21 protein-coding genes, 1 tRNA gene and 1 pseudogene are annotated in these 21114 nt (G+C 58.7%); 7 read left to right on the top strand and 16 right to left on the bottom strand.

Annotated features, from left to right (window positions below; genetic code table 11):
* Positions 1–204 precede the first annotated feature (204 nt).
* Positions 205–498 carry a tyrosine-type recombinase/integrase gene (locus RIN49_RS28760; RefSeq protein WP_375295212.1) on the top strand — a complete coding sequence of 98 codons (294 nt, stop codon included), beginning with the start codon at positions 205–207 and terminating at the stop codon, positions 496–498.
* A gap of 53 nt (positions 499–551) precedes the next feature.
* Here the strand turns inward: RIN49_RS28760 and RIN49_RS05695 are convergent.
* A tRNA-Gly gene (locus RIN49_RS05695) sits at positions 552–625 on the bottom strand.
* Between the two features lie 116 nt (positions 626–741).
* Between RIN49_RS05695 and RIN49_RS05690 the strand changes: the two genes are divergently transcribed.
* On the top strand, positions 742–1677 hold the full coding sequence (locus RIN49_RS05690; RefSeq protein ID WP_309119189.1) for an aldo/keto reductase: 936 nt from the start codon (positions 742–744) through the stop codon (positions 1675–1677).
* Between the two features lie 264 nt (positions 1678–1941).
* On the opposite strand, the gene RIN49_RS05685 is transcribed toward RIN49_RS05690, so the two are convergent.
* Positions 1942–3660, bottom strand: a complete 1719-nt coding sequence (locus tag RIN49_RS05685; RefSeq protein WP_309119188.1) for a copper resistance CopC/CopD family protein — start codon at positions 3658–3660, stop codon at positions 1942–1944.
* Between the two features lie 74 nt (positions 3661–3734).
* Positions 3735–4148, bottom strand: coding sequence for a DUF2203 domain-containing protein (locus RIN49_RS05680; RefSeq protein ID WP_309119187.1), 414 nt, complete (start codon positions 4146–4148; stop codon positions 3735–3737).
* A 102-nt stretch (positions 4149–4250) separates the two neighbouring features.
* Here RIN49_RS05680 and RIN49_RS05675 point away from each other — a divergent pair, with 102 nt between their 5' ends.
* Complete coding sequence (locus tag RIN49_RS05675) at positions 4251–5156, top strand: PhzF family phenazine biosynthesis protein (protein WP_309119186.1); 906 nt, start codon at positions 4251–4253, stop codon at positions 5154–5156.
* A 19-nt stretch (positions 5157–5175) separates the two neighbouring features.
* On the opposite strand, the gene RIN49_RS05670 is transcribed toward RIN49_RS05675, so the two are convergent.
* From RIN49_RS05670 to RIN49_RS05660, 3 genes are read right to left on the bottom strand one after another with little or no spacing between them, the layout of a single operon-like run.
* Positions 5176–8064 (bottom strand): ATP-binding protein, encoded by a 2889-nt coding sequence (locus RIN49_RS05670; protein ID WP_309119185.1) that lies wholly within the window; start codon positions 8062–8064, stop codon positions 5176–5178.
* 3 nt (positions 8065–8067) lie between these two features.
* Positions 8068–8442: a response regulator transcription factor gene (locus RIN49_RS05665; protein ID WP_309119184.1), complete on the bottom strand. Its 375-nt coding sequence runs from the start codon at positions 8440–8442 to the stop codon at positions 8068–8070.
* Positions 8443–8476: 34 nt separating this feature from the next.
* Positions 8477–9205, bottom strand: coding sequence for a glycerophosphodiester phosphodiesterase (locus tag RIN49_RS05660; RefSeq protein ID WP_309119183.1), 729 nt, complete (start codon positions 9203–9205; stop codon positions 8477–8479).
* Between the two features lie 149 nt (positions 9206–9354).
* On the opposite strand from RIN49_RS05660, the gene RIN49_RS05655 reads away from it, so the two are divergent.
* Positions 9355–10152 (top strand): protein-glutamine gamma-glutamyltransferase, encoded by a 798-nt coding sequence (locus RIN49_RS05655; RefSeq protein WP_309119182.1) that lies wholly within the window; start codon positions 9355–9357, stop codon positions 10150–10152.
* A gap of 59 nt (positions 10153–10211) precedes the next feature.
* Here RIN49_RS05655 and RIN49_RS05650 read toward each other — a convergent pair whose 3' ends face one another.
* On the bottom strand, positions 10212–10433 hold the full coding sequence (locus RIN49_RS05650) for a small acid-soluble spore protein Tlp (RefSeq protein WP_309119181.1): 222 nt from the start codon (positions 10431–10433) through the stop codon (positions 10212–10214).
* Positions 10434–10581: 148 nt separating this feature from the next.
* On the opposite strand from RIN49_RS05650, the gene RIN49_RS05645 reads away from it, so the two are divergent.
* From RIN49_RS05645 to RIN49_RS05635, 3 genes are all read left to right on the top strand, one after another.
* Positions 10582–11136, top strand: coding sequence for a glutathione peroxidase (locus RIN49_RS05645; RefSeq protein WP_309119180.1), 555 nt, complete (start codon positions 10582–10584; stop codon positions 11134–11136).
* Between the two features lie 139 nt (positions 11137–11275).
* A complete protein-coding gene (locus tag RIN49_RS05640) occupies positions 11276–11899 on the top strand; it encodes a cupin domain-containing protein (protein WP_309119179.1) in 624 nt (207 codons plus the stop codon).
* A gap of 20 nt (positions 11900–11919) precedes the next feature.
* Positions 11920–12663 (top strand): class I SAM-dependent methyltransferase, encoded by a 744-nt coding sequence (locus RIN49_RS05635; RefSeq protein ID WP_309119178.1) that lies wholly within the window; start codon positions 11920–11922, stop codon positions 12661–12663.
* 59 nt (positions 12664–12722) lie between these two features.
* Here the strand turns inward: RIN49_RS05635 and RIN49_RS05630 are convergent, their stop codons facing one another.
* From RIN49_RS05630 to RIN49_RS05590, 9 genes and pseudogenes are all read right to left on the bottom strand, one after another.
* On the bottom strand, positions 12723–12818 hold the full coding sequence (locus RIN49_RS05630; RefSeq protein WP_138195037.1) for a sporulation protein YjcZ: 96 nt from the start codon (positions 12816–12818) through the stop codon (positions 12723–12725).
* A 152-nt stretch (positions 12819–12970) separates the two neighbouring features.
* A pseudogene (locus RIN49_RS05625) lies at positions 12971–13459 on the bottom strand (malic enzyme-like NAD(P)-binding protein); the annotation flags it as partial.
* Complete coding sequence (locus RIN49_RS05620) at positions 13434–13766, bottom strand: hypothetical protein (protein WP_309119177.1); 333 nt, start codon at positions 13764–13766, stop codon at positions 13434–13436. The gene RIN49_RS05620 and the pseudogene RIN49_RS05625, both read right to left, overlap by 26 nt.
* 583 nt (positions 13767–14349) lie before the next feature.
* Complete coding sequence (gene ppdK / locus RIN49_RS05615) at positions 14350–17019, bottom strand: pyruvate, phosphate dikinase (protein WP_309119176.1); 2670 nt, start codon at positions 17017–17019, stop codon at positions 14350–14352.
* 30 nt (positions 17020–17049) lie between these two features.
* The gene (locus RIN49_RS05610) at positions 17050–17232 is read right to left on the bottom strand and encodes a GapA-binding peptide SR1P (protein ID WP_309119175.1); all 183 of its coding nucleotides are present in this window, start codon (positions 17230–17232) and stop codon (positions 17050–17052) included.
* A 5-nt stretch (positions 17233–17237) separates the two neighbouring features.
* The gene (locus RIN49_RS05605) at positions 17238–18260 is read right to left on the bottom strand and encodes a type I glyceraldehyde-3-phosphate dehydrogenase (RefSeq protein ID WP_309119174.1); all 1023 of its coding nucleotides are present in this window, start codon (positions 18258–18260) and stop codon (positions 17238–17240) included.
* Positions 18261–18454: 194 nt separating this feature from the next.
* Positions 18455–19135 carry a helix-turn-helix transcriptional regulator gene (locus tag RIN49_RS05600; RefSeq protein ID WP_309119173.1) on the bottom strand — a complete coding sequence of 227 codons (681 nt, stop codon included), beginning with the start codon at positions 19133–19135 and terminating at the stop codon, positions 18455–18457.
* A 26-nt stretch (positions 19136–19161) separates the two neighbouring features.
* Positions 19162–20151, bottom strand: a complete 990-nt coding sequence (gene glpX / locus RIN49_RS05595; protein WP_309119172.1) for a class II fructose-bisphosphatase — start codon at positions 20149–20151, stop codon at positions 19162–19164.
* Between the two features lie 12 nt (positions 20152–20163).
* A complete protein-coding gene (locus RIN49_RS05590; protein WP_309119171.1) occupies positions 20164–20964 on the bottom strand; it encodes a pyruvate, water dikinase regulatory protein in 801 nt (266 codons plus the stop codon).
* Positions 20965–21114: the final 150 nt, after the last annotated feature.

Genomic DNA, 21114 nt, shown 5'->3' with positions numbered 1-21114 from the left:
TGCTTTAAATAATTTATTTACTTGCCTAAAATCTCGTCAATGCCGCTATCGATGACCACCGGCGCTATAATGATCCCGTTCGTACGCCAAGAACCCCGGAAGCGTTATTTTCCCATCCATAAACACTTCCCGATTCACCCAACGTAGGTCAACGATCGGCTCAGGTAAATTCACTCTGCCCGCTGTGAAAGCTTCCGCTTAGTCGTGTCGCCAAGTCCGAGTTGTCCATCGTTAATACTGCCCTTAGAGATTGCGTCACCGTCAGCTTCTATCGTTCTGGTACCACTCTTCCGACGGGATTTCCGGCTGCACGATCTCAGGCATTCGACCTCGAGGATCCTCCGCGAGGATGGTGCCGATATGAAATCAATCCAAGAACGACTGCGCCATACCTGCCCCGAAACAACAGCCAACATCTGCACAGAAGAATCAGACCTGGTCCGCCGCGAAACCGCTGACCGGTTCCCCATCCGTTCCCAACGAACAAAATTAACATAGAAAACAAAACCCTTAAAATGGAAAAAAGTCGCGATTTTACGCGACTTTTATCATGGAGCGGGTGATGGGAATCGAACCCACGCCACCAGCTTGGGAAGCTGGAGTTCTACCATTGAACTACACCCGCAGTGAAAGTAATTATAGTATGTTTCGAAGCGGATTTCAAGAGGGTCCGACGCATTAGTGGGCGAACGCCAATATCTGGTACACTGGAGGCAGAACCGATTAAAGGAGGAGCATCGCATGAAGTACCGGAGATTGGGACGAACGGATCTGAAGGTGTCGGTCATCGGCGTCGGGACGTGGCAGTTCGGAGGCGAATGGGGCCTTACGTATACGCAGGCGGAGGCGGACGCGGTGCTGCGCCGCTCGAAGGAGCAAGGGATCAACTTGATCGATACGGCGGAGTGCTACGGCGATCATCTGTCGGAGCGGCTCATCGGCGCCTTCTTGAAGGGCGACCGGCGAGAGGATTGGGTGCTGGCAACGAAGTTCGGCCATCACTTCAACGGCTTGTTCGAGCGCGATCAGCTGTGGTCGGCGGCGGATGTCCGGAAGCAGCTGGAGGATTCGCTTCGCGCCTTGCAGACGGATTACATAGACTTGTATCAATTCCACTCGGGCTCGGACGAGGCGTTCGACAACGACGACTTGTGGACGATGCTCGAGAAAGAGGTGCAAGCCGGCAAGGTTCGCCACCTCGGCATCTCGATCGGCAGCAACGACAATCTGCATCAGACGGCGGCCGCGACGAAGGTCGGCGCTTCGGCGATCCAGGTCGTGTACAACCGGCTCGATCGGGCGCCGGAGAACCGCGTCTTCCCGTCCTGCGCCGAGCAGGATCTCGGCGTGCTGGCGCGCGTGCCGCTCGCGAGCGGGTACTTAAGCGGCAAGTACAAGCCGGACGCGACTTTCGTCGCGACCGACGTGCGCAGCCGCCACGACGCCGAGCAGCGCCGGGCGAGGCTCGAAGAGGTCGAGCGCATCGCGGCGAACGAGGTGCCGGCCGGCATGGACATGGCGCAGTGGGCGCTCGCCTGGTGTCTCCGGCACGACGCGGTCACCTGCGTCATTCCGGGCTGCAAGACGCCGGAGCAGGTCGACGCGAACGCCGCCGCGGCGCGGTATGCGAGCGACAAGCATCCGCAGGCATGGCGGGACGGCTCCGGTACGGTGTAAGGCGGCGCGAAGGTTTCGATTCGGTTGGCGGGAGCCTTCCCCCGAACTCGGACGGGATTTCCTCCCGTCTATTCGCCCGGCGTGGGCCGATCGCGATCGCTGAACGGGAAACCCTCCGTCTTCTTCCGCGGAAACGCGCTTCCCTGACGCCGAACGGCCGATTGGAGCGGAGCTTTTCCGGTCCATCGCCCCGATCCGAGGCCAACAACGAGAAGAAACGGGAGGTTTCCCCTTCCGTCATCGAAAAAAAGAAGCTGATCGCCCTTACGGGTCGATCAGCTTCTTCGCGTAATCGATCGTCTCGCCGTTGCTGCGCTGAATGCGCACGCGCAGCTCGGCCGCGGCCGGATCGGCGACGTCGATGTCGCCGACGAACGTATAATCCTCGAAGCCGGAGAAGTGTTCCCACTCCTCCTTCGGCAGCTCCTTCGCCGTCAACGAAGCCGTGCGGTCCGGCTCGCCCGGGACGACGGCGACGACGGTGACGGCCGGCTCCGCTTCCCCCTCGGGCACCCATACCTTCAGCGAGAGCGCGTTCGTCCCTTCGCGCAGGTCGGCGATGTCCGCGGTCAGATGCGCCTCCGTCCCCATGACGTGCCAATGGAACACCACGCGCTCGACGATCGGGCTCTGGTGCGTCATGACGCCGGTGACGACGACGATGCCGAGCAGCAAGGCGACGTCGGCGCGAAGCCATGCGCGGAACGCGTCGGGGCGGCCTTCCGCTTCGAGCAGCTTCTTCCGCAGCAGCGCCGCCACCGGCAGCACCGCGACGGCGAGCGCCGCCTTGACGATCAGGAGCCATCCCCACGTCGTCCGCACGACGTCTCCGAGCGACTCCGTATACAGGAGGGCGGCGACGACGCCCGTAACGACGAGCACGGCGTAAGACGCCAGCGCCGCGGTCGAGAACGTCGGCGCGAACGACCGGAAGCCGTCCGGGAACTTCCGCAGCAGCAGGACGAGCGCGAGCAGGCCGCCGACCCAGATCGCCGCGGCGACGAGGTGCGCGGCGTCCGTCAGCCGCGCCAAGGCGATCGGCTCGAACGCGCTCGCATGGCCGCGCAGCGTCTTCGCCGCGATCATGAAGAGCGGCCATAAGGCGTCCACCGCGCGGCTGCGGAACAAGAGCGGGAAGCCCGCCAGCGACAGCAGGCCGGTGAACAGCCACGACTGGCCGGTTCCCGTCGAGCGCAGCGTGTCCAGGAACGACGCCGACGGGTTGCCGCCCGACAGCTCCGCCCATTGAACGGCGACGTGAACGACGAACAACGCGAGATGCAGTCCTTGCAGGCGCATCCCGATACGCCGCCAGTACGCGAGCCGGTCCGCTCCGACCTGCGGCCGCAGCGCGCTCCACAGCGCCCAGCCGAGCAGCGGCAGCAGCGAGGCGTAATACGCGATGCGGCTTGCGTTCAGGAGCGCCGCGAACGCGGAGCCCGCGCCGGCGGAGGGCGAAGCGGGCGTCCCGCCGTGCGAATCGTGCCCCGCATGCTCGTCCGCCTCGTCCGGCGCCGTCCCCGGCTCGGCCGCAGGCTCCTCCTCGCCGCCGTCCGGCGCAGGCAACGGCGCCTCAGGCTGCTGCGCGTCAGGTTGCTGGGCGTCGGGCGCCGGCGTAACGGCCGGCTCCTGGACGGGCTCGGGCGCCGCGACCTCGAACGCGAAGCCGCCTTCGATCGGATGCCCGTCCGCCGAGATGACCCGGAACGCGACGTCGTACGTCCCGTTCGGGAGCGGCGGCAGCGCCGCCATCAGCGACTTCCCGCCGCTGTCCAGCGCCGGAGGCTCCAGCGGCACCGCCGCCCCGTCCGGTCCGGTCAACGCGACCGAATGCAGCGTCGCCGTCGCCTCCAGCTTGCCGCTGAACGTCAGATGCAGCATCTCGGGCGGCGTCTCCAGCGTCTCGCCGTCCGCGGGCGAGGAGCCGGACAACGACGTGTGCGCATAAGCCGTCCCCCCGGCTCCGCCCAACGCGGAAGCCACTACGATCCATATAAGCGCCGCGAACCAGATCCGGCGAAACCAGCCTTCGCCTCGACGCCCGCCGCCGATTCCGTCTATTCCAATCCTTCGGGAATCGGACGCCGACCGCGAAAGCCGTCGTCCCGTCCGTGATAAAATTCGATGCGTTCCTCTCCTTGTCTCCAACAAAGCAATACCTCTTCTCCATTGATCCTAGCGGGGAAGTCGACCAGACCGTGATCCACGTCCTTCAGCTCGGCGCCCTTGAGCCGAATGCTGTCGGACAACGTCTTCGCCTCCATTTGCAAAAACTCCATGCTCGCTTCCATCTGAAACAAATCGTCTTCCGGCGGCTCCTTCGAAGCTTGCTCATGGGTAATACGCATCTCGCGCAGCTTCAATGCGATCTCCACGAACTCGCGCTTCGTCTTCTGCAAGCGTTCGATGTCTTCGCGAATAAAGGGGAGAAGCTCGTTCGCTTCACGCGGAGTGAAAAACCGTCTGTTCATCGTTTCCACGCTCCTTTGTTCCATTGTACACGATGACTGGGTTATAATGCGATGAACACTGCCAATCCTACACAACTCCATCGGGGAAAAGGGGTCTTCGCCATGACGTTCACCGTGCCATATTATATCGTAGACGTATTCGCCGAATCGAAATACGCCGGAAACCAACTCGCCGTCTTCCTCGACGCGGACGGGCTGACTTCCGAAGAGATGCAGCGCATCGCGAAGGAAGTCAACTTCTCCGAGACGACCTTCGTCGCGAACGCCCCCGAGGCCGACGGCTCGTACCGCGTCCGCATCTTCACGCCCGAGTCGGAGCTGCCGTTCGCCGGCCATCCGACCCTGGGAACGGCGTACGTCCTGCAGCGCATCCGCAGCCGCGAGCCGATTGCCGCGCTGACGCTGCGGCTCGGCGTAGGTCCGATCGACGTCGCGCTCGAGTACGGAGACGACGCCTCCGAAGCGCCGAATCGGCTCTGGATGCGCCAGCTCCAACCGACGTTCGGCGCGAAAGTCCCCCATACGCGAATCGCCGACGTCCTGGGCGTGGACGCCGGCGATATCGAAGACTCGCTGCCTGTGCAAGAAGTGTCTACGGGACTCTCGTCCCTCATCGTGCCGCTTCGTTCGCTGAACGCGCTCCGCTCCGCTCGCCCGAACCGGGACAAGCAGCTCGAACTCGCGCAAGCGCTCGAGTCGAAGGCCATTCTAGCGTTCGCGAGGGAAGCCGTCGAGCCCGGACACGACTTGCATGTCCGCGTGTTCGTCGAGACGCTGGGCATCCCGGAGGACCCGGCGACCGGGAGCGCGAACGGCGCGCTGATCGGGTACTTGCTGCGCCACGGGCTGTACGGCGACGCGTTCGAGCTCCACGCCGAGCAAGGGTACGCCGTCGGTCGCCCGTCCCTCCTGTCGCTGCGCGGAACCAAGAAGAGCGACGGCGCCTACGACATCGTCGTCGGCGGCCGCTGCTTCCTGATCGCCCGCGGCGAATGGTTCGCGGGGTAACGCTAACGCTCCCTCTCGCTTACAGCGGCTCTCCGTCGAGCGCCTGCTTCGCCACCTGCAGCAGCCGTTCCACCGTGAACGGCTTGCGCAAGTAGCGCATCCTCGGCGTCTCGCGGAAGCCTTGCGGCGGATCGAGCACCGTCGTCAAGACGATCGGGACGTCCTGCGCCGCCGGCGCCTCCCGGATTTCCGCGAGGAAGTCCCAGCCGGATTGCCGGCCGCCGAGCTGCACGTCGACGATGCACAGCGCCGGGCGCGCATCGGCGCTCGAACGCCGCAGGGCGAGCGCCGCCGCCTCCGCAGTCGCGAACGGCCGAATCGACAGCCCCAGCTTCTCGAACGCGACGGCGATGAGGCCCGACGCGTTCGCGTCGTCCTCGACGACGACGACGCTGCCCGTCACGGACGGCACCTCGTACAGCGGCAGCGACACCGTGAACGTGCTGCCCGCCCCCAGCTCCGAGACGAAGCTCAGCGCTCCGTCGTGCGCCTCCGCGATCTCCTTCACGACCGACAAGCCAAGACCCGTGCCGCCGATCTGCCGTCGATCCGAATTGTCGACCCGGTAAAACTTCGTGAACAGCTTCGGCTTCGCTTCCTCCGGAATGCCGAGCCCGAAGTCGGTCACGTCGATCACGCACCGGTCCCCTTCGGTTCGCACCCGTACGACGATCCGATCCTGTCCCGGCGAATATTTCATCGCGTTGCTGATCAAATTGTGCATCACTTGCGTCAGCCGGTCGGCGTCCCCGACGACGTAAGGCGCGTCCGTCTCGAGCCGCAGCTCGATCCGATGCGGCCACTGTCCCTTCCAGCCTTCGACCAGCTCTCGAATCCAAGGCTCCACCGCGACCGGCATCAGGCGATACGTCTGCTTCCCGGACTCCATGCGCTGCAAATCCAGGAAGTCTCCGATCAAGTGGGACAACCGCTGCGACTCCTTGTATACCGTCTCCAAGTACTTCCGCTGCTTCTCCTTCGCCACTTCGCGGTGGAGCAAAATTTCCATGAAACCCATAATGCTCGACAGCGGCGTCCGCAGCTCGTGCGAGACGATGCTGACGAATTCATTCTTCGCTTCGTCCGCCTTCTCTTCTTCCGTCCGGTCGCGGAAGACGAGCAGCAGCTGCCGCTTCGACGCGCCGGACGCCAAGACGTTCGCATGCAGCTCGAAGTGCCGCAGCGCCGAGTCTTCGTCCCGCCGGAACGAGAAGCGCGCGTGGAGCTCTTCCGCCGCGCCCTCCTGCAGCGCCGTCAGCTTCCGGGGCAAGCCCGTCAGCGTGCCGTCGCTGCCCCGCTCCAGCCGCTCGCAGAACTGGGCGACCGCGGCGCCGCGATTCGCCGCCATGCCGAAGAACGCTTCGGCCGTCGGATTCGCGAAACGAATGATGCCGTAATCGCACATGATCAAGCCTTCGTGGATCGACTGCACGATCCCCTCGACGAGGTCGCGCTGCGAACGAAGACGCTGTTGTTCGTGCTCCAGCTCGACGTTGAGCGTCTCCAGCTCCGCCGCTTGGCGCCGCCGATCTTCGTTCAGCAGCTGCGCATGGAACGCGATGGAGAACTGCTTCGCGACGCCGGCGATCACGCGAAGATACGCCGGCTCGGCCGACTTGCTTCCGTACCCCGTGAGGAGCAGGAAGCCGATCGGGGCGAGCTCGTCGTCGAGCAGCGGGCAGTAATGATCCACGGCTTCTTCATAGCATCGATGCAGTCCCCGTTCGTCCCCGGCGACCGGGCGGCGCTGCGTCAGGATCTTACGCTCTTTGAAGACGCGGTCCGCGGGACCGTACAACCGCCCTTGCCCGTCCTCCAGGTCCGCGCGCGTCGCCGGGTAACCGACGGCATACAGCAACCGCGCGTCGCTTCCCCCCGCCGGCCGGTGCACGACGAGCGCCGCGTCCAGTCCGAGCGCGTTCAGCATGGCCGAGACGCCGGCTTCGAGGAACGTCTCCATCTCCGTGAAGCCCGTAAGCCGCTCCTGATAGCGGGTTAACAGCTCCAGATCCCGCTCTCGCTCCGTCAGCTGGCGCAGCGTCCGCTCTTGCTCTTCCTGCTGCGCCGTAATTTCTTCGTTCTGGGCCTCCAGCTCGTCCCGCTGCGCGGCGAGCTCCGCGTTGCTCTGCTCCAGCTCGTCTTGGCGCCGCTCGAGCTCGCCGGTCATAAAGTTGAAGCCGCGGTACACCGCGCCGATCTCGTCGTCCCGGTAATCCTCCGGGAGGCGGGCGGGGACGCCGCGGCCCAATTGTTCGAAGGATCGGCCTAGGACGGAAAGCGGCTGGACGACGGAGGTTTGGAAGAAGCGGTGAAGCGACGCGGCGACCCATCCGAACATGACCACCGCGAAAACCAGGACGCCCCAGATCAACCGCTCGGACACCCGGCGGCTCTCCTCCAGCAAGCCGCGGAGCTCCTTCTCCTTCTCGGAGCGGAGCTCCCCGATCAAGGCGTCGATGCGGTCGATCACCGGCGTCGTCCGCTCCCGCGACAACGCCGACAGCGCCACCGCGTCTCCTGCGGCCTTATATCCGACAGCCTCGTCGATCAAGCCGTCGTACTCCCGCCAGAGCGTCGCGATCTCATCCGCCGCCGCCGCATCGGGAGCCGCCGTCGCCAGCCGATTCTCGAATCGAACGCGCTCCAACTCCACGTCCTGCAGGAAGCCGGTATTGCCGTAAGCGATATACCCTCGCACGTTCATCACGACGCGGTCGAATTGCACCTGAAGCTCCTCGAGCGCCTGCTGCTCGCCGAAGCCGGCCTCGATCTCCCGCCCGGTGCGCCGCAGCTCGCCGCCGGCGATCGTCCCTAACGCAACGACGCACGCGATCAGCGCGAACACCGTTCCATAGATGCGTCGATTCGCACGGCGGCCGAGCTTGTCCTTCCCCTTCAGCCAATCCACAGGCTACCGCGCCCCGCCCGCGAGGCGATCGACGAGCTCGAGCAGCTGCAGCGGGCTGAACGGCTTGATCATGTATTCGGTCGCGCCTGCGGCGATCGCTTGATCCTTATCCTTCTGCTGCGCCTTCGCCGTAAGGAGAATGACCGGTTTATCCCGGTTGTCCCCGTCGGTTCGACGCAGCCATTCGCACACTTCGACGCCGGTCAGCTCCGGCATCATGTAATCCAAGATGACGACGTCGAACGACTCGGATTGCAGGAGACGCACCGCTTCCCGCCCGTCCTCCGCCTCTTTCACACCGTAGCCTTCTTCGGCCAACGTCTCCGTAATTAGGAAGCGAAGCGCGGGTTCATCGTCCGCCAGCATGATTTTCGTCAAGGCCTCGTGCTCCTTCCGTTCATCGAAGGCAACGTTAGATGCCGAGCGCTTCGCGCGCCCGATCCGGACGGTTCGTGCAGATGGCGATGGAGGAATCGAGCGCCGCGACGGCGCGAATCCGTTCGACGTCGTCGATCGTCCAGGCGAACAGCCCGATGCCGAGCTCCTTCGTCTCCTTCACGAGCTCCGGCGTAATGTAGGGGTACGCGATCGACAGCACGTCCGCGCCGGTCGCCTCGAACTGGTATTTCATTGCGATCGGACGGCCGCCTACAAGGAGTCCCGTCCGAATGTCCGGGGCGATCGACTTCGCCTCCAACATCACCAGATGATCGAACGACGTGAAGTAGACGTCTTTCTCCATCCCGGCTTCCCGGATGACCTTCACCGCGGCCTCCGCCAATCCGGGGTACATATGACCCGCCGTCTTGAGCTCGATGTTCACCGTCCCGCGCCCTTTAGCGAACGCCAACGCCTCCGCCAGCGTCGGAATCGGCTCGCCTCGGAACGCGTCGCCGAACCAACTCCCCGCGTCGAGCGCCTTCAGCTCCGCCAGCGTCTTGTCCTTCACGAGCCCGGTTCCGTTCGTCGTCCGCTGCAGCGTGAAGTCGTGAATGACGACCGGCACGCCGTCCTTCGACAGCTGTACGTCAAGCTCCAATCCGGCTACGTACGGGGCGTCGAGCGCCTTCCGGAACGCGGCCAACGTATTTTCCGGCGCCTCGGCGGACCAGCCCCGATGCGCAATAATTTCGTTCTTCATGTTCTCTCCTCCTAACGTCTCTCTGCATGATATGTTTCGATGCGATGATTTCGAATTCCTCTCTATTATACCGGGTTTTGCAGGAAAAGGGGGCGCATCTCCCGTTTCGCGGAATAAGATGTGGGTAACCACGCGGAATGAGGTGAAATATGATTCATATATTGCAATCCGACGGCAGCTCGCTGCCCGGCGTCTCGGAGACGCGGCTCGCGCTCCTGACGCTTTTGGCCACTCGGACGAACGGCGCTTATCCGAGCGTACGAGACCTCGACTTCGAGCTGCGGATGCGCGAGGCGACGCTCGAAGCGGCCCGGGCGCTGAACGTCAGCGGCGTCGGGTTCGAGACGTTCGAGCATTCGCGCTGCAACGAGGACTATTGGCGGAGGGAGCCGAACGGCGCTTTCCGGCTGCGGAGCGATCGGAAACCGTCGGAGGCGCTGCGCGACATTTACGACAACGGTCCGGTGTACGGGTTCGAGTGCGCGACGGCGATCGTGATCGTCTTCTATAAAGCGGCGCTCGACATGATCGGCGGCGCGGCGTACGACCGGCTGTTCGCGAATACGCTGCTGTTCCACTGGAACGTCGACCGGGACCTCGGGCTCACGACGATTCCTTCCACGCGATTCGTCCCCGGCGATTGCTTGTACTTCGACAACCCGGACGTCGATCCGGCGACGATGCAATGGCAGGGCGAGAACGTCATCTACATGGGCGGCGACTCCTACTACGGACATGGAATCGGCATTCGCTCCGCCGACGCGATCGTCGCCAAGCTGAACGAGCATCGCAGGCCCGGGGCGTTCCGTTCGGCGTTCCTGCTGCCGCAGACGACGCGGCCTACCTATATGAAGCTGGCGCCGTACGCGCAGCATCCGTCTCCCTCGCCCGGTTCGCCCGGCTTGCCGTTCCGAGCCCGCATCGGCGCGGGGGCATACTGGTTCTGAAGCGAACGTAAAAAAAGAAGGGGGCGCGCAGCCCCCTTCCTCGTTTTCCGATGGACTCGTTACTTCTCTACCCGCCGTTCTTCCTTGATTTCCCCTTCGAGCGCCTCGATGTTCGAGCGGCGACGCTCGTTCTTCGCACGGATCGCCGAGGCTTCCCCCGGGGACAGCTCGTCCGCGTGCTCCTGTAAATACTCCTGCGCTTCGTTCAACTTCTCGATCGTGTTTTTCGCGTGCTTGTTCAGTCTGTCGACGTTCTCGGTTCGGCTATCGGGTCTCGCCATGGGTGACGACTCCTTTGTTCGGAAATTGGTGGTACTCGAGAAGAATCCCTCATGTCGCCTTGTTTTATGCGATTGAAACGCGCGAATGTGAATTGAAAATTCGTTCCGATGACCTTATGATTTCAAATACATTCGAGGAGGTCATCCCATGAGCATCTATCATTATGCGGCGACGAAGATGGACGGAACGCCGACGTCGTTGGAAGAATACAAGGGGAAGACGGTGCTGATCGTCAACGTCGCCAGCCGTTGCGGGTTTACGTTTCAGTATGCGGACCTGCAGCGCTTGTATGAACGCTACAACGATCGAGGCTTCGAAATTTTAGGCTTCCCCTGCAATCAGTTCGCCGACCAAGAGCCCGGGACGGACGAAGAGGTCCATACGTTCTGCACGTTAAATTACAACGTTACGTTCCCGATGTTTCGGAAGGTGAAGGTTCGCGACGAAGGCGCGCATCCGCTGTTTACGTATTTGGCCGGGTCCAAGCCGTTCGAAGGCTTCAATATGTCTCATTCGGTAGCGAAAATATTGACGATGCTCATTCACGAGCGTCATCCGGAATATATGATCGGCGATTCGATCAAGTGGAATTTCACGAAGTTTCTGATCGATCCGCAAGGTAACGTAGTGAAGCGATTCGAAGCGACGACGGATCCGCTCGACATGGAAACGGAAATCGAAGCCTTGCTGCGCAACGAATAGATGCAGCGAAAGGGGGCGACCGGCACGTTCGGTCGGCCTCTTTTTTATCCGCGCTTCGAAATATGTACCGAACGAGATTCTAGCGCATAAGATGCCCATGTATTGCGAATAGCTTACGGAACGAGGCGAAGGAAGGATCATGACCGATTCGATAAATTATGCATCTCCGTCCGCTCAATTCACGTTTGACGTGAACGACAGCCCATTGTTTAAGAAGAACGACGACAACCTCATTAACGTTTTAGGCGTCCAACAATTAAACACATTGGATAACGTGTCTCTCTTGGACATCTATTTGAGTACCGGTAACGTCGTAGAGCCTCACTATCATCAGAACGCCGCCGAGTTAGTCTACTGCATTTCAGGTGCGGCAGCGGTCTCCATGCTGAACCCGTTCACCAAGCAAATCCTCACTTACTCGATTGCCCCCGGCCAAGTAGCTAACGTTCCGCAAGCTTGGTGGCATTATGAAACCGCAACGGCCGACGACACCCATCTGTTAGCCATCTTCAACGCGCCGACGCCCGAGGCGATTTTAGGATCGGATCTTTTGAAGTTCACGCCCGCGAATGTTATGGCGCACACGTACTGTATCGACGAAAAGACATGGAAAGCAGCCGTCGAACCGGTGAAGCCGTCGACGTATATCGGACCCTACGCGGATTGTAAACCTAATGAATATGCGCCCCGGCAGACTCATCCGCAACACCGACGCTATCCTTCCCCTCCGCGACGCTCGCCATATCGGGGTCATCGTTCTTAAGGAAGGAGGTTCGATACGCCATGGAGTACCTAGAGATGTTGGCGAGGTTAGGGATCGGCGACGCCCATCCCGGAGGTTTCGCGGAAACCGTGAAGCAGTTGAGATCGTACCCGCTTCCCGCCGGTTCCAAGGTGCTGGAAGTCGGTTGCGGCACGGGGAGAACGGCTTGTTACGCGGCCGCGCAAGGTCATCGAGTCACAGGAATAGACATCCGTCCGGATATGATCGCGAAGGCGAAAGCTCGAGCCGAACAAGAAAAGCTTCCGGTCGAATTTAGGATCGGCGACGCGACGGCTCTCCCGTTCCCCGACCGATCGTTCGACGTCGTCCTCGTCGAATCCGTCTCGATCTTTACCGATACCGCCCAAGCCCTGCGGGAGTATTATCGGGTCTTGCGGGGAGGGGGGCGATTATTCGACAGAGAGATGGTCCGTCGAAGCTCCATGCCGCCGGAAGCCCACGATGCGATCGCTCGATTTTATGGAATATCGAAGCTTTGGGATACCGAGGATTGGACCGCCGAAGTACGGAACGCGGGGTTTCGCCCTTTTCATATCGACGGCCCTTTCCCGTTCCCGACAGGAATCGTACAGCAATCGAATCACCGGGATGAACACCAACAAGTCGACGCGGGCTCCCTATTCGACGTCGACTTATGGGAAGTTACCAACAAATACAATGCAATCATGGGGGAATCCGCCGAACACTTGGGGTACATTCTCCTCGTCGGATCGAAAGAAACGGTTGCCCCGGCTGCGCAATAACCCCCGATCACGCGAACAAGAGCCCTTCGGCTCTTGTTCGTAGGCTTCTTCAGCTGTAGTTAGACGAAGTAACCTGCCGACAGGATAATGACCAAAAGAATATAGAGGACCAAAATCGCTCCAGTCGAGGTGAATCCACCGCATACTCCGCTCATTGACTTCCCCTCCTTTCTTCAGACCATACATATTACACGCCAAGGCCCGAATTCGCTTGGACGATCGCCTAGACGGATACAAGGAGGAGGAAGCCAAGAAATTCGGAGACGCTTTCACCTCCGGGAACGGCTTTTCGTTTATCCTCCATTTCTCAAAACTCGGGCGGGATCCGTCTTGCGACATCCGTACGAATGGCCGCCTCGATGACGGCTTTCCGCACTTCGGTTACGACGCTCTCGTTGAAGATGCTAGGGATGATGTACTGCTCGCTAAGTTCCTCTTCCTTAATTACGGAAGCGATCGCTTTCGCGGCCGCTAACTTCATTTCCTCGTTAATCCTTGTCGCGCGGCAATCCAACGCTCCGCGAAAGATGCCCGGGAACGCCAATACGTTATTAATTTGATTCGGGTAGTCGCTGCGACCGGTTGCGAAGACGCGTACGGTGTTCATGGCGAACTCGGGGTTCACTTCCGGGTTCGGGTTGGCCATGGCGAACACGACGGCGTCCGGAGCCATCTTCTCCAGATCCGTTGCATCCAGCACATCCGCCCTCGAGACGCCAATGAATACGTCCGCACCCGAAATAAGCTCTTTCAAATCCCCTTTTTCTTCTTCAACTTGATCTTGTTCGGAAAGCCAATTCTATCGCCTTATTTTGCGTGAAGCCGTCGAAATGCGTTTGAAGCTTTGCCGTCGCCTCTTGTTTCTCCGCTTCCGAACCGTGAATCATGGTCTCGATCAGAGGAATATCCGTCCGCAACAAGGCGTTCGCGGTCACATGAATGGCTTCGAGCTCGGATACATATTGTCTTTTTTCCCGAAGGTAACTCACCGTGACGAAAGTCGCGCATAAGAAAACAATAATGAGAAACATGGTTAAGGTTGCATTCGCGACGATGCTTCTCGATGTTTGCGAAATCCGTTGCGTCAGCCGTTTTCGTAACATAGCGCATTCCCCTTATGCAATATTAGATGTCCAGACGTCATACACTACGTTCCCAAGCCTCTTTAACTACATTTATGATAAGGTCTCGTCTAACCCTAGAGTCAACGGATCCACCGAAAAAAAGCCCTGGAAATGATATATCTATCACTTCTAGGGCTCTTGGATCGGTATTTGGATTTCATAATAAGCTTCATCGTATCGATCGGTAATCGATATGTCGATCTGCATGATCCGAACGGCGTCGCCGATAATCACGTAGCCATTCGCGTCGCAATAATGAAGTAACTTTTGAAACTGCGGGAGCATCTTCTCGATGACCAGTCCTCCATAACCATTAGCTTTCGCGTCGTTCCCCTAACCTCTTCTTTCTCCGCAAGAATGAATAATTGGGATTCATAAGCCATTTCTCCTATACTCAGCTTATTTTTCACAGAAAAATAATTCGTCGGCACCGTTGTTTCCTATTATAATGCCTTCCGATCACGAATTGTCTACGGGAAAGCGAAAAACAACAGGAGCCGCTTCCATGGCCCCTGTTGTATCTATGAATCTACCCTCCCATCGAGAGTCTTGCCCTATGCGATTAAGCGTGTACCGGTTCGACTCGCTTCTCGCCTCCCGTCAGCAGCGCGGCTTGCGCCGCCGCAATCCGAGCATACGGGACGCGGAACGGCGAGCAGCTCACGTAGTCGAGACCCACGCGGTGGCAATACAGAATCGATCGGCGTTCCCCGCCATGCTCCCCGCAGACGCCAGCCTTCAAGGTAGGTCTCGTGCTTTTTCCCTTCAGGACCGCCATCTCGATCAGCTGGCCGACGCCGCTTTCGTCCAGCGTTTCGAACGGATTCTCCGGCAAGATGCCTTGATCGATATACTTGTTAAGAAACTTCCCCTCCGCGTCGTCCCGGCTGTACCCGAAAGTCATCTGCGTGAGGTCGTTCGTCCCGAAGGAAAAGAATTCCGCATGTACCGCGATATCTCCCGCGACAAGCGCCGCTCTAGGAACTTCGATCATCGTCCCTTTCTTATAGCGGCAGAGTGCTCTATCCTCCCCAAGCGTCCGTTCCGCGATCGAGTCGATCCGTTCTGCCATGCCTTTCAGCTCGTTGGGGTGTCCCACCAATGGAATCATAATCTCCGGTTTCACCCGGATTCCGCGCTGCAAGCAAGCCTTGGCCGCCAGAAAAATCGCGCTCAGCTGCATATCGTAGATTTCCGGGAACATCAGTCCCAAGCGGCACCCGCGAAGACCGAGCATCGGATTCGATTCGCACATCGCCCTTACTTTGACGATCAATCGATCCATCGTCGCCAAGGCGCTCTCCGCCGCTCCGTTAGCCGACAATTGCCGCCGCTCCCCAAGCAGCTGCTCCAAGTCCGGCAGAAATTCATGCAGAGGCGGATCAAGCAGACGAACGGTAACCGGCAGTCCGTCCATCGCTTCGAATATGCCTTCGAAATCCGACTGTTGCATGGGCAATATGGTATCGAGATGCGCTTGGCGCTCCGTCGAGCATTCCGCTAAGATCATATCTCGAAATACCGCAAGCCTGGATCCCGACATAAACATATGCTCCGTTCGGCACAGCCCGATGCCCTCGGCGCCGAAGTGACGGGCGATCGCCGCATCATGCGGATTATCCGCGTTCGCGTAGATCTTCATGGTACGGATGCCGTCTGCGGTACGCAGCAGCTCCGCCAGTTCTTCCGTCATCTCCGGTTCCCGAATGTCCGCCTTGCCGAGGATGACCCTTCCCGTCGCCCCGTCGATTGAAATCCACTCCCCCTCCCGCACGACAACGGCGCCGATGCGAATCGCGCGGGCCTCCAGATCGACCGTGACCGATTCGCAACCGCACACGCACGGTTTCCCCATGCCTCGGGCGACGACGGCCGCATGCGATGTCATCCCGCCTCGACTCGTCAGCACGCCTTCGGAAGCGATCACGCCATGAATGTCCTCCGGCGTTGTCTCCTGCGTGACGAGAATGACGCGTCGGCCGTCCGCTCTCCATTGAACGGATCGGTCCGCATCCAATACGACAACCCCCGTCGCGGCGCCCGGCGAGGCCGGCAAGCCTGTCGCCGCTACGACCATATCGCTCGATTCGCGGATGCTCGGGTGAAGCAACCGATCCAGATGCATAGGTTCAATGCGTTGAACCGCTTCTTCGCCGGATAACAGTCCCTCATTCATGAGGTCGACCGCAATCTTCACGGCGGCTTGCGCGGTTCGCTTCCCGTTACGGGTTTGCAGCACGTACAGCTCGCCTTGTTCGACCGTGAATTCAATATCCTGCATATCTTTATAATGCCGTTCAAGCCGATTCGCGACATCGCGCAGTCGTTCGTGTACATCGGGAAGGTCACCGGCAAGCTCCTCGATGCGCTTGGGCGTCCGTACGCCTGCGACAACGTCTTCCCCTTGCGCGTTCAGCAAATATTCGCCGTACAACGCTTGTTCGCCCGTCGAAGGGTTCCGGCTGAACAATACGCCGGTACCGCTGCCTTCCCCCAAATTTCCGAATACCATCGCTTGCACGTTGACCGCCGTGCCCTGATCGTCCGGAATGCCGTAAGCTTTCCGATACACCTTCGCCCTAGCGTTGTTCCAGCTTGCGAAGACCGCCTTGACGGCTTGCTCCAATTGTTCCCGAACGTCTTGAGGGAATGCGGCCCCCGTCCTCTCCAAGACAAGGCGTTTATATTGCTCGATAACAGCGGTCCAGGCTTCGTGCGTTACGTCTTGATCCTTCTCTGCGCCGCGCATCTCTTTCTCTTTCTTTACGATTTTCTCGAAGTCGTTCGTCGGGATGCCCAGGACGACGTTCCCATACATTTGGATGAATCTTCGGTAGCTGTCCGAAGCGAAGGCCGCGTTGCCCGTCTGCCTTGCCAGCCCTTGCACCGATTCGTCATTGAGGCCCAAATTCAGAATGGTATCCATCATTCCGGGCATCGACGTCACGGAACCGGAACGGACGGACACGAGCAAAGGCCGCTCCGCGTGACCGAACTTCATCCCCTTGCGCTCTTCCAGGTGCGCGAGCGCCGCAACGATCTCGTCGAACAGTCCGTCGGGCATCCGCATCCCCCCTTCATAGAAGCTCCTGCACGCTTCCGTCGTGACGGTAAACCCTGGCGGGATGGGAAGGCCAAGCTTCGTCATCTCCGCCAAATTGGCGCCTTTGCCCCCCAATAAGGTTTTCATCGTTCTGTCGCCTTCATGAAAATGCACAATCCAGTTCCCCATGACCGTATGCTCCTCGCCGTCGTTATTCGCTTACGCTCCAAGAACCCCCGCGTCGTCGCCGGATTCCATCCGTTCTCCGCATTGCTCTCGTTCGCAAACGCTGTAGTACACGATAGCCCGTTCCGTATCCAACGTTCCGATCGTTTCTCCGCAGCGCTTGCATAGGATCGTGCCCAAATGATTCCTTCCCGTCTCCACGATGTTCCGTTCCATTTTTTTCACCCCGATATAACTGTTGATGGAAGAGCGATCGACTCCGTCATGTCGACAACGCGGCAAGAATAGCCCCATTCGTTGTCGTACCATGCTAGGATTTTAGCCTGATTCCCATAAACCGCGAGCGCCAATCCGTCGATAACGGCGGAACGGGAATCCCCGACGAAATCGACGGAGACAAGGGGCTCGTCGACGAATCCGAGCACATCGCCGCACGCGGATTGTCTTGCAAGAAGCACCCTGCGAAGCTGATCGACGTCGGTCGAACGCTTCAGCGTAACGGTCATATCCGCTATCGAAACATTCGGGGTCGGAACCCTTATCGATAACCCATGAACCGAATCCGCCAAATGAGGCAGCACGTTAGTTAACGCCTTCCCGATGCCGGTCGTCGTAGGCACGATCGATTGCGTGCACGCGCGAGCGCGACGCAGATCGGAATGGGGGTTGTCGAGATGACGTTGGTCGTTCGTATACGCGTGAACGGCGGTAATCCACCCATCGACGACCCCGTACGCCCGATCCAACGCGTGCAGTACCGGCGCTACGCAGTTCGTCGTGCAAGACGCCGTAGACACGAGGCGATGACGCGCGCGATCGAAGTCCTCCTCGTTAACGCCCTTGACGATGGTAATATCCATCCCTTTGCCAGGCGCCGTTACGACCACGTACTCGGCGCCGGCCGATAGATGCTTGCCGGCACCTTCGGCATCGTTGAACTGTCCGGTCGATTCAATGACCGTAGACACCCCGGAGGAAGACCAAGGGATCCGCGTCGGGTCTCTTTCGCATAACACTTCGATCGCCCTTCCATTCGCGAGCAAACGGCCGCCTTCCGCTTTGAGGGACGCATCCAACTTGCCGTGAATGCTGTCGTAACGAAGCAAATGAGCAATCGTTTCCGCCGGATACAGCGAATTGACCGCTTCGACCCGCAGCCCTGTCGTTCGCTCTCGCTCGAGCAATCGCCGAAGCGTCAGCCTCCCGATCCTCCCCAAACCGTTAATTCCAATGCCGCCCCCCATAAAGAAACATCACACTCCATTCCGCATTTATGATTATATATAACATAACGCTCCACTATATACAACGTATTAATACACTATATTTTCATTTAATACGTACTATTTGTGAAATTTTTTAGCAAAATAAAAGAGCCTCAAACGGTTTCGTTTTGGGCTCTCTCTCCTTATATGAACATAAAAATAGGCGAAAGGTTCTAACCCTTCGCCAGCATTTCCAAGAACAACTTTGTGATATGCGTTTTTGTGATTCGTCCTACGACCTGTTGCTTCGCGGCGGATCCCCCATCCCCCGCTGCGGCGGTAACAGGAAGGCTATCGATTTCGTGTTGAATCATTTTACGTGCCGCGTCCACGACCGGATCCTCCGGCGCGACGGTAACGATTTTGGGTTGTCGGGTCATTACAAGACTAACCGGCATTTGATGGAGCGGCTGACTTCCCAGCGTTACTTTCAGAAAGTCTTTGCGAGAAACCATTCCTTCAAGAAGGCCGTCCTGATCCACCACGATTAAAGTACCTACATCTTCAAGAAACAAAGTAAGAATGGCGTCGTGTACCGTCGTCGTGCTTCTCACGACTACCGGAACCCCATGTACGTCCTTTACTTTGAATTCGCGAATCCGTTGTAACGCAACGTGTTCCTCATTAGACAATTTCCCTGGAAAGTAACCGACTTTCGGTTTTGCGTCGATGATTCCGACCATCACCAACACGCTTAAGTCGGAGCGTATCGTCGGTTTGGTTACACCTAGCCGTTCGGCGATCTGGTCCCCGGTAATCGGTGCGTTGCGAAGGACGATATTCGCAATCTCCATTTGGCGAGCCGAAAGTTCGATAACAACCGCCCCTCCTGTTTGATTTCCTTTACCCGGCATTAAGTAAACTCGATTATAACATAATGCTAGGATAATCCAAAAATAGGCGACCGGGCCTGAAGAACCGGTTTCTTCGTTAAATCATGGAGGGAGCGGACGTACCGAATCGTTCGGGTTTGCGCGCGCATGACGACCGACTGCGTCTCCGCTCGCTGATTTGCGAAATACCGAACCCCGCCTAATATTTCGCCGGGCGTTACCCCCGTCGCCGCGAATATCACGTCGTCGTTCCCGACCATATCCCCCATCGCGAGAACCTTATACGGATCTTTCAACCCCATCCGAATGCAACGTTCGTATTCTTCTTCGTTGGCAGGCATAAGCCGCCCTTGCAATTCTCCGTCCAAACAACGCAAAGCCGCAGCTGCGAGCACCCCCTCCGGCGCCCCGCCGGATCCGACGTAGAGATCGATTCCGGCTTCCTCGAAAGCTGGCGCGATGGCGCCGGCGACATCGCCGTCCGATAAAAACTTGATGCGTACGCCTGAGTTTCGCAAGATATTAATTTGCTTTTCATGTCTGGCGCGATCCAAAATCATCACCGTCAAATCCGAGATCGGTTTCCCTAGTTGCTCCGCGGCGATTCGTAGATTTTCCTCAAGGGGAAGCTCGATGCTTAGTTTCCCTTTCAATAAAGGCCCTACTGCAAGTTTTTCCATATACATATCAGGGGCGTGCAACAGATTCCCTTTACTCGCAATCGCGATGACCGACAGAGCGTTGTTTAAACCTCTCGCAACGATCTCGGTTCCTTCCAGCGGATCCACTGCGACATCCACTTCCGGACCTTGCCTATTGCCAACGGCTTCCCCGATATACAGCATCGGCGCTTCGTCCATTTCCCCTTCGCCGATGACGACAGTTCCTCGTATCGAGACGGAATCGAACATGGCTCTCATCGCCGACGTTGCCGCCCCGTCCGCGCCGTCCTTGTCCCCGCGCCCCATCCAAGGCGCGCTAGCTAACGCCGCAAGCTCGGTTACTCGAACGATCTCTAATGCAAGCTCCCGCTCCACACCGCTTGCCCCCTATTCCATCCTATTCAATATCATGCCGGCCGTCTCCTCGATCGCCTTATTCGTTACATCGATGACAGAGCAACCTAATGCACTCATCAAGCGATTCGCATAGTGTATTTCTTCTACGATTCGAGCCATAGAAGCATAAGGCGCGCTTTGGGATAAACCGATTGATTTCAACCGTTCGCTCCGTACCTTCATCATAGATTCGGCAGCCATCGTTAATCCCACGATTCGATGCTTCGAAATCTCGTACAATTCCGAAGGGGCCTTCACTTCGGGGACCAAAGGCAGGTTGGCGACTTTGCATCCTTTGTGAGCCAAGAAGATGCTCAGCGGCGTCTTCGATGTGCGGGACACGCCGATCAACACGATGTCGGCTTCCAATATGCCGCGCGTATCTTTCCCGTCATCGTAATTCACGGCGAACTCCACCGCTTCCACTCTTCGGAAGTAATCCTCGTCCAATCGATGCAATAACCCCGGGACCGAAAGCGGACGGTTATTGAACGTATCGACGAAAGCTTGCATCATAGGGCCCATAACGTCTACCGCCCGAACGGAGAGGGCGATCGCCTCCGCTTTCATGGCCTCGCGCAATTCCGGCTGCACAAGCGTGTAAGCGATAAAAGCTTGTTTGTATAAAGCCTCTTGAACGGCTTCCTTAATCTGCTCTTCTGTTGCGATGTGACTAATCCTCTTAATACGAACCTGTTCCATCTCGAATTGACGCAGCGTTGCGCGCACGACACTCTCCGCCGTCTCCCCGATGGAATCGGAACAAACCAATACCCATTTTTCCTCTTTCATTCGCCCAAACGTCAACCCCCTAAAGATGCTGTGGTTATACTATCCTCGCTAAGAAACTCGTATTCATTATTTGTATCACACATATGAGCGATAGCCAATATATAATACTCACGATAAATTGAAATAGGACACACCATTTTAACGATATGG

The sequence above is a fragment of the Paenibacillus sp. genome, assembly GCF_031177825.1.
Taxonomy (GTDB): Bacteria; Bacillota; Bacilli; order Paenibacillales; family YIM-B00363; genus Paenibacillus_AE.
This window is presented reverse-complemented; position numbering and strand designations above follow the sequence as displayed.

Excerpts from the sequence above, each read along its gene's own strand:
- RIN49_RS05690 (WP_309119189.1), top strand. The coding sequence starts at position 742 with ATGAAGTACCGGAGATTGGGACGAACGGATCTGAAGGTGTCGGTCATC.
- RIN49_RS05680 (WP_309119187.1), bottom strand. The coding sequence starts at position 4,148 with ATGAACAGACGGTTTTTCACTCCGCGTGAAGCGAACGAGCTTCTCCCC.
- RIN49_RS05675 (WP_309119186.1), top strand. The coding sequence starts at position 4,251 with ATGACGTTCACCGTGCCATATTATATCGTAGACGTATTCGCCGAATCG.
- RIN49_RS05660 (WP_309119183.1), bottom strand. The coding sequence starts at position 9,205 with ATGAAGAACGAAATTATTGCGCATCGGGGCTGGTCCGCCGAGGCGCCG.
- RIN49_RS05655 (WP_309119182.1), top strand. The coding sequence starts at position 9,355 with ATGATTCATATATTGCAATCCGACGGCAGCTCGCTGCCCGGCGTCTCG.
- RIN49_RS05650 (WP_309119181.1), bottom strand. The coding sequence starts at position 10,433 with ATGGCGAGACCCGATAGCCGAACCGAGAACGTCGACAGACTGAACAAG.
- RIN49_RS05645 (WP_309119180.1), top strand. The coding sequence starts at position 10,582 with ATGAGCATCTATCATTATGCGGCGACGAAGATGGACGGAACGCCGACG.
- RIN49_RS05640 (WP_309119179.1), top strand. The coding sequence starts at position 11,276 with ATGACCGATTCGATAAATTATGCATCTCCGTCCGCTCAATTCACGTTT.
- RIN49_RS05635 (WP_309119178.1), top strand. The coding sequence starts at position 11,920 with ATGGAGTACCTAGAGATGTTGGCGAGGTTAGGGATCGGCGACGCCCAT.
- RIN49_RS05630 (WP_138195037.1), bottom strand. The coding sequence starts at position 12,818 with ATGAGCGGAGTATGCGGTGGATTCACCTCGACTGGAGCGATTTTGGTC.
- RIN49_RS05620 (WP_309119177.1), bottom strand. The coding sequence starts at position 13,766 with ATGTTACGAAAACGGCTGACGCAACGGATTTCGCAAACATCGAGAAGC.
- ppdK (WP_309119176.1), bottom strand. The coding sequence starts at position 17,019 with ATGGGGAACTGGATTGTGCATTTTCATGAAGGCGACAGAACGATGAAA.
- RIN49_RS05610 (WP_309119175.1), bottom strand. The coding sequence starts at position 17,232 with ATGGAACGGAACATCGTGGAGACGGGAAGGAATCATTTGGGCACGATC.
- RIN49_RS05605 (WP_309119174.1), bottom strand. The coding sequence starts at position 18,260 with ATGGGGGGCGGCATTGGAATTAACGGTTTGGGGAGGATCGGGAGGCTG.
- RIN49_RS05600 (WP_309119173.1), bottom strand. The coding sequence starts at position 19,135 with ATGCCGGGTAAAGGAAATCAAACAGGAGGGGCGGTTGTTATCGAACTT.
- RIN49_RS05590 (WP_309119171.1), bottom strand. The coding sequence starts at position 20,964 with ATGAAAGAGGAAAAATGGGTATTGGTTTGTTCCGATTCCATCGGGGAG.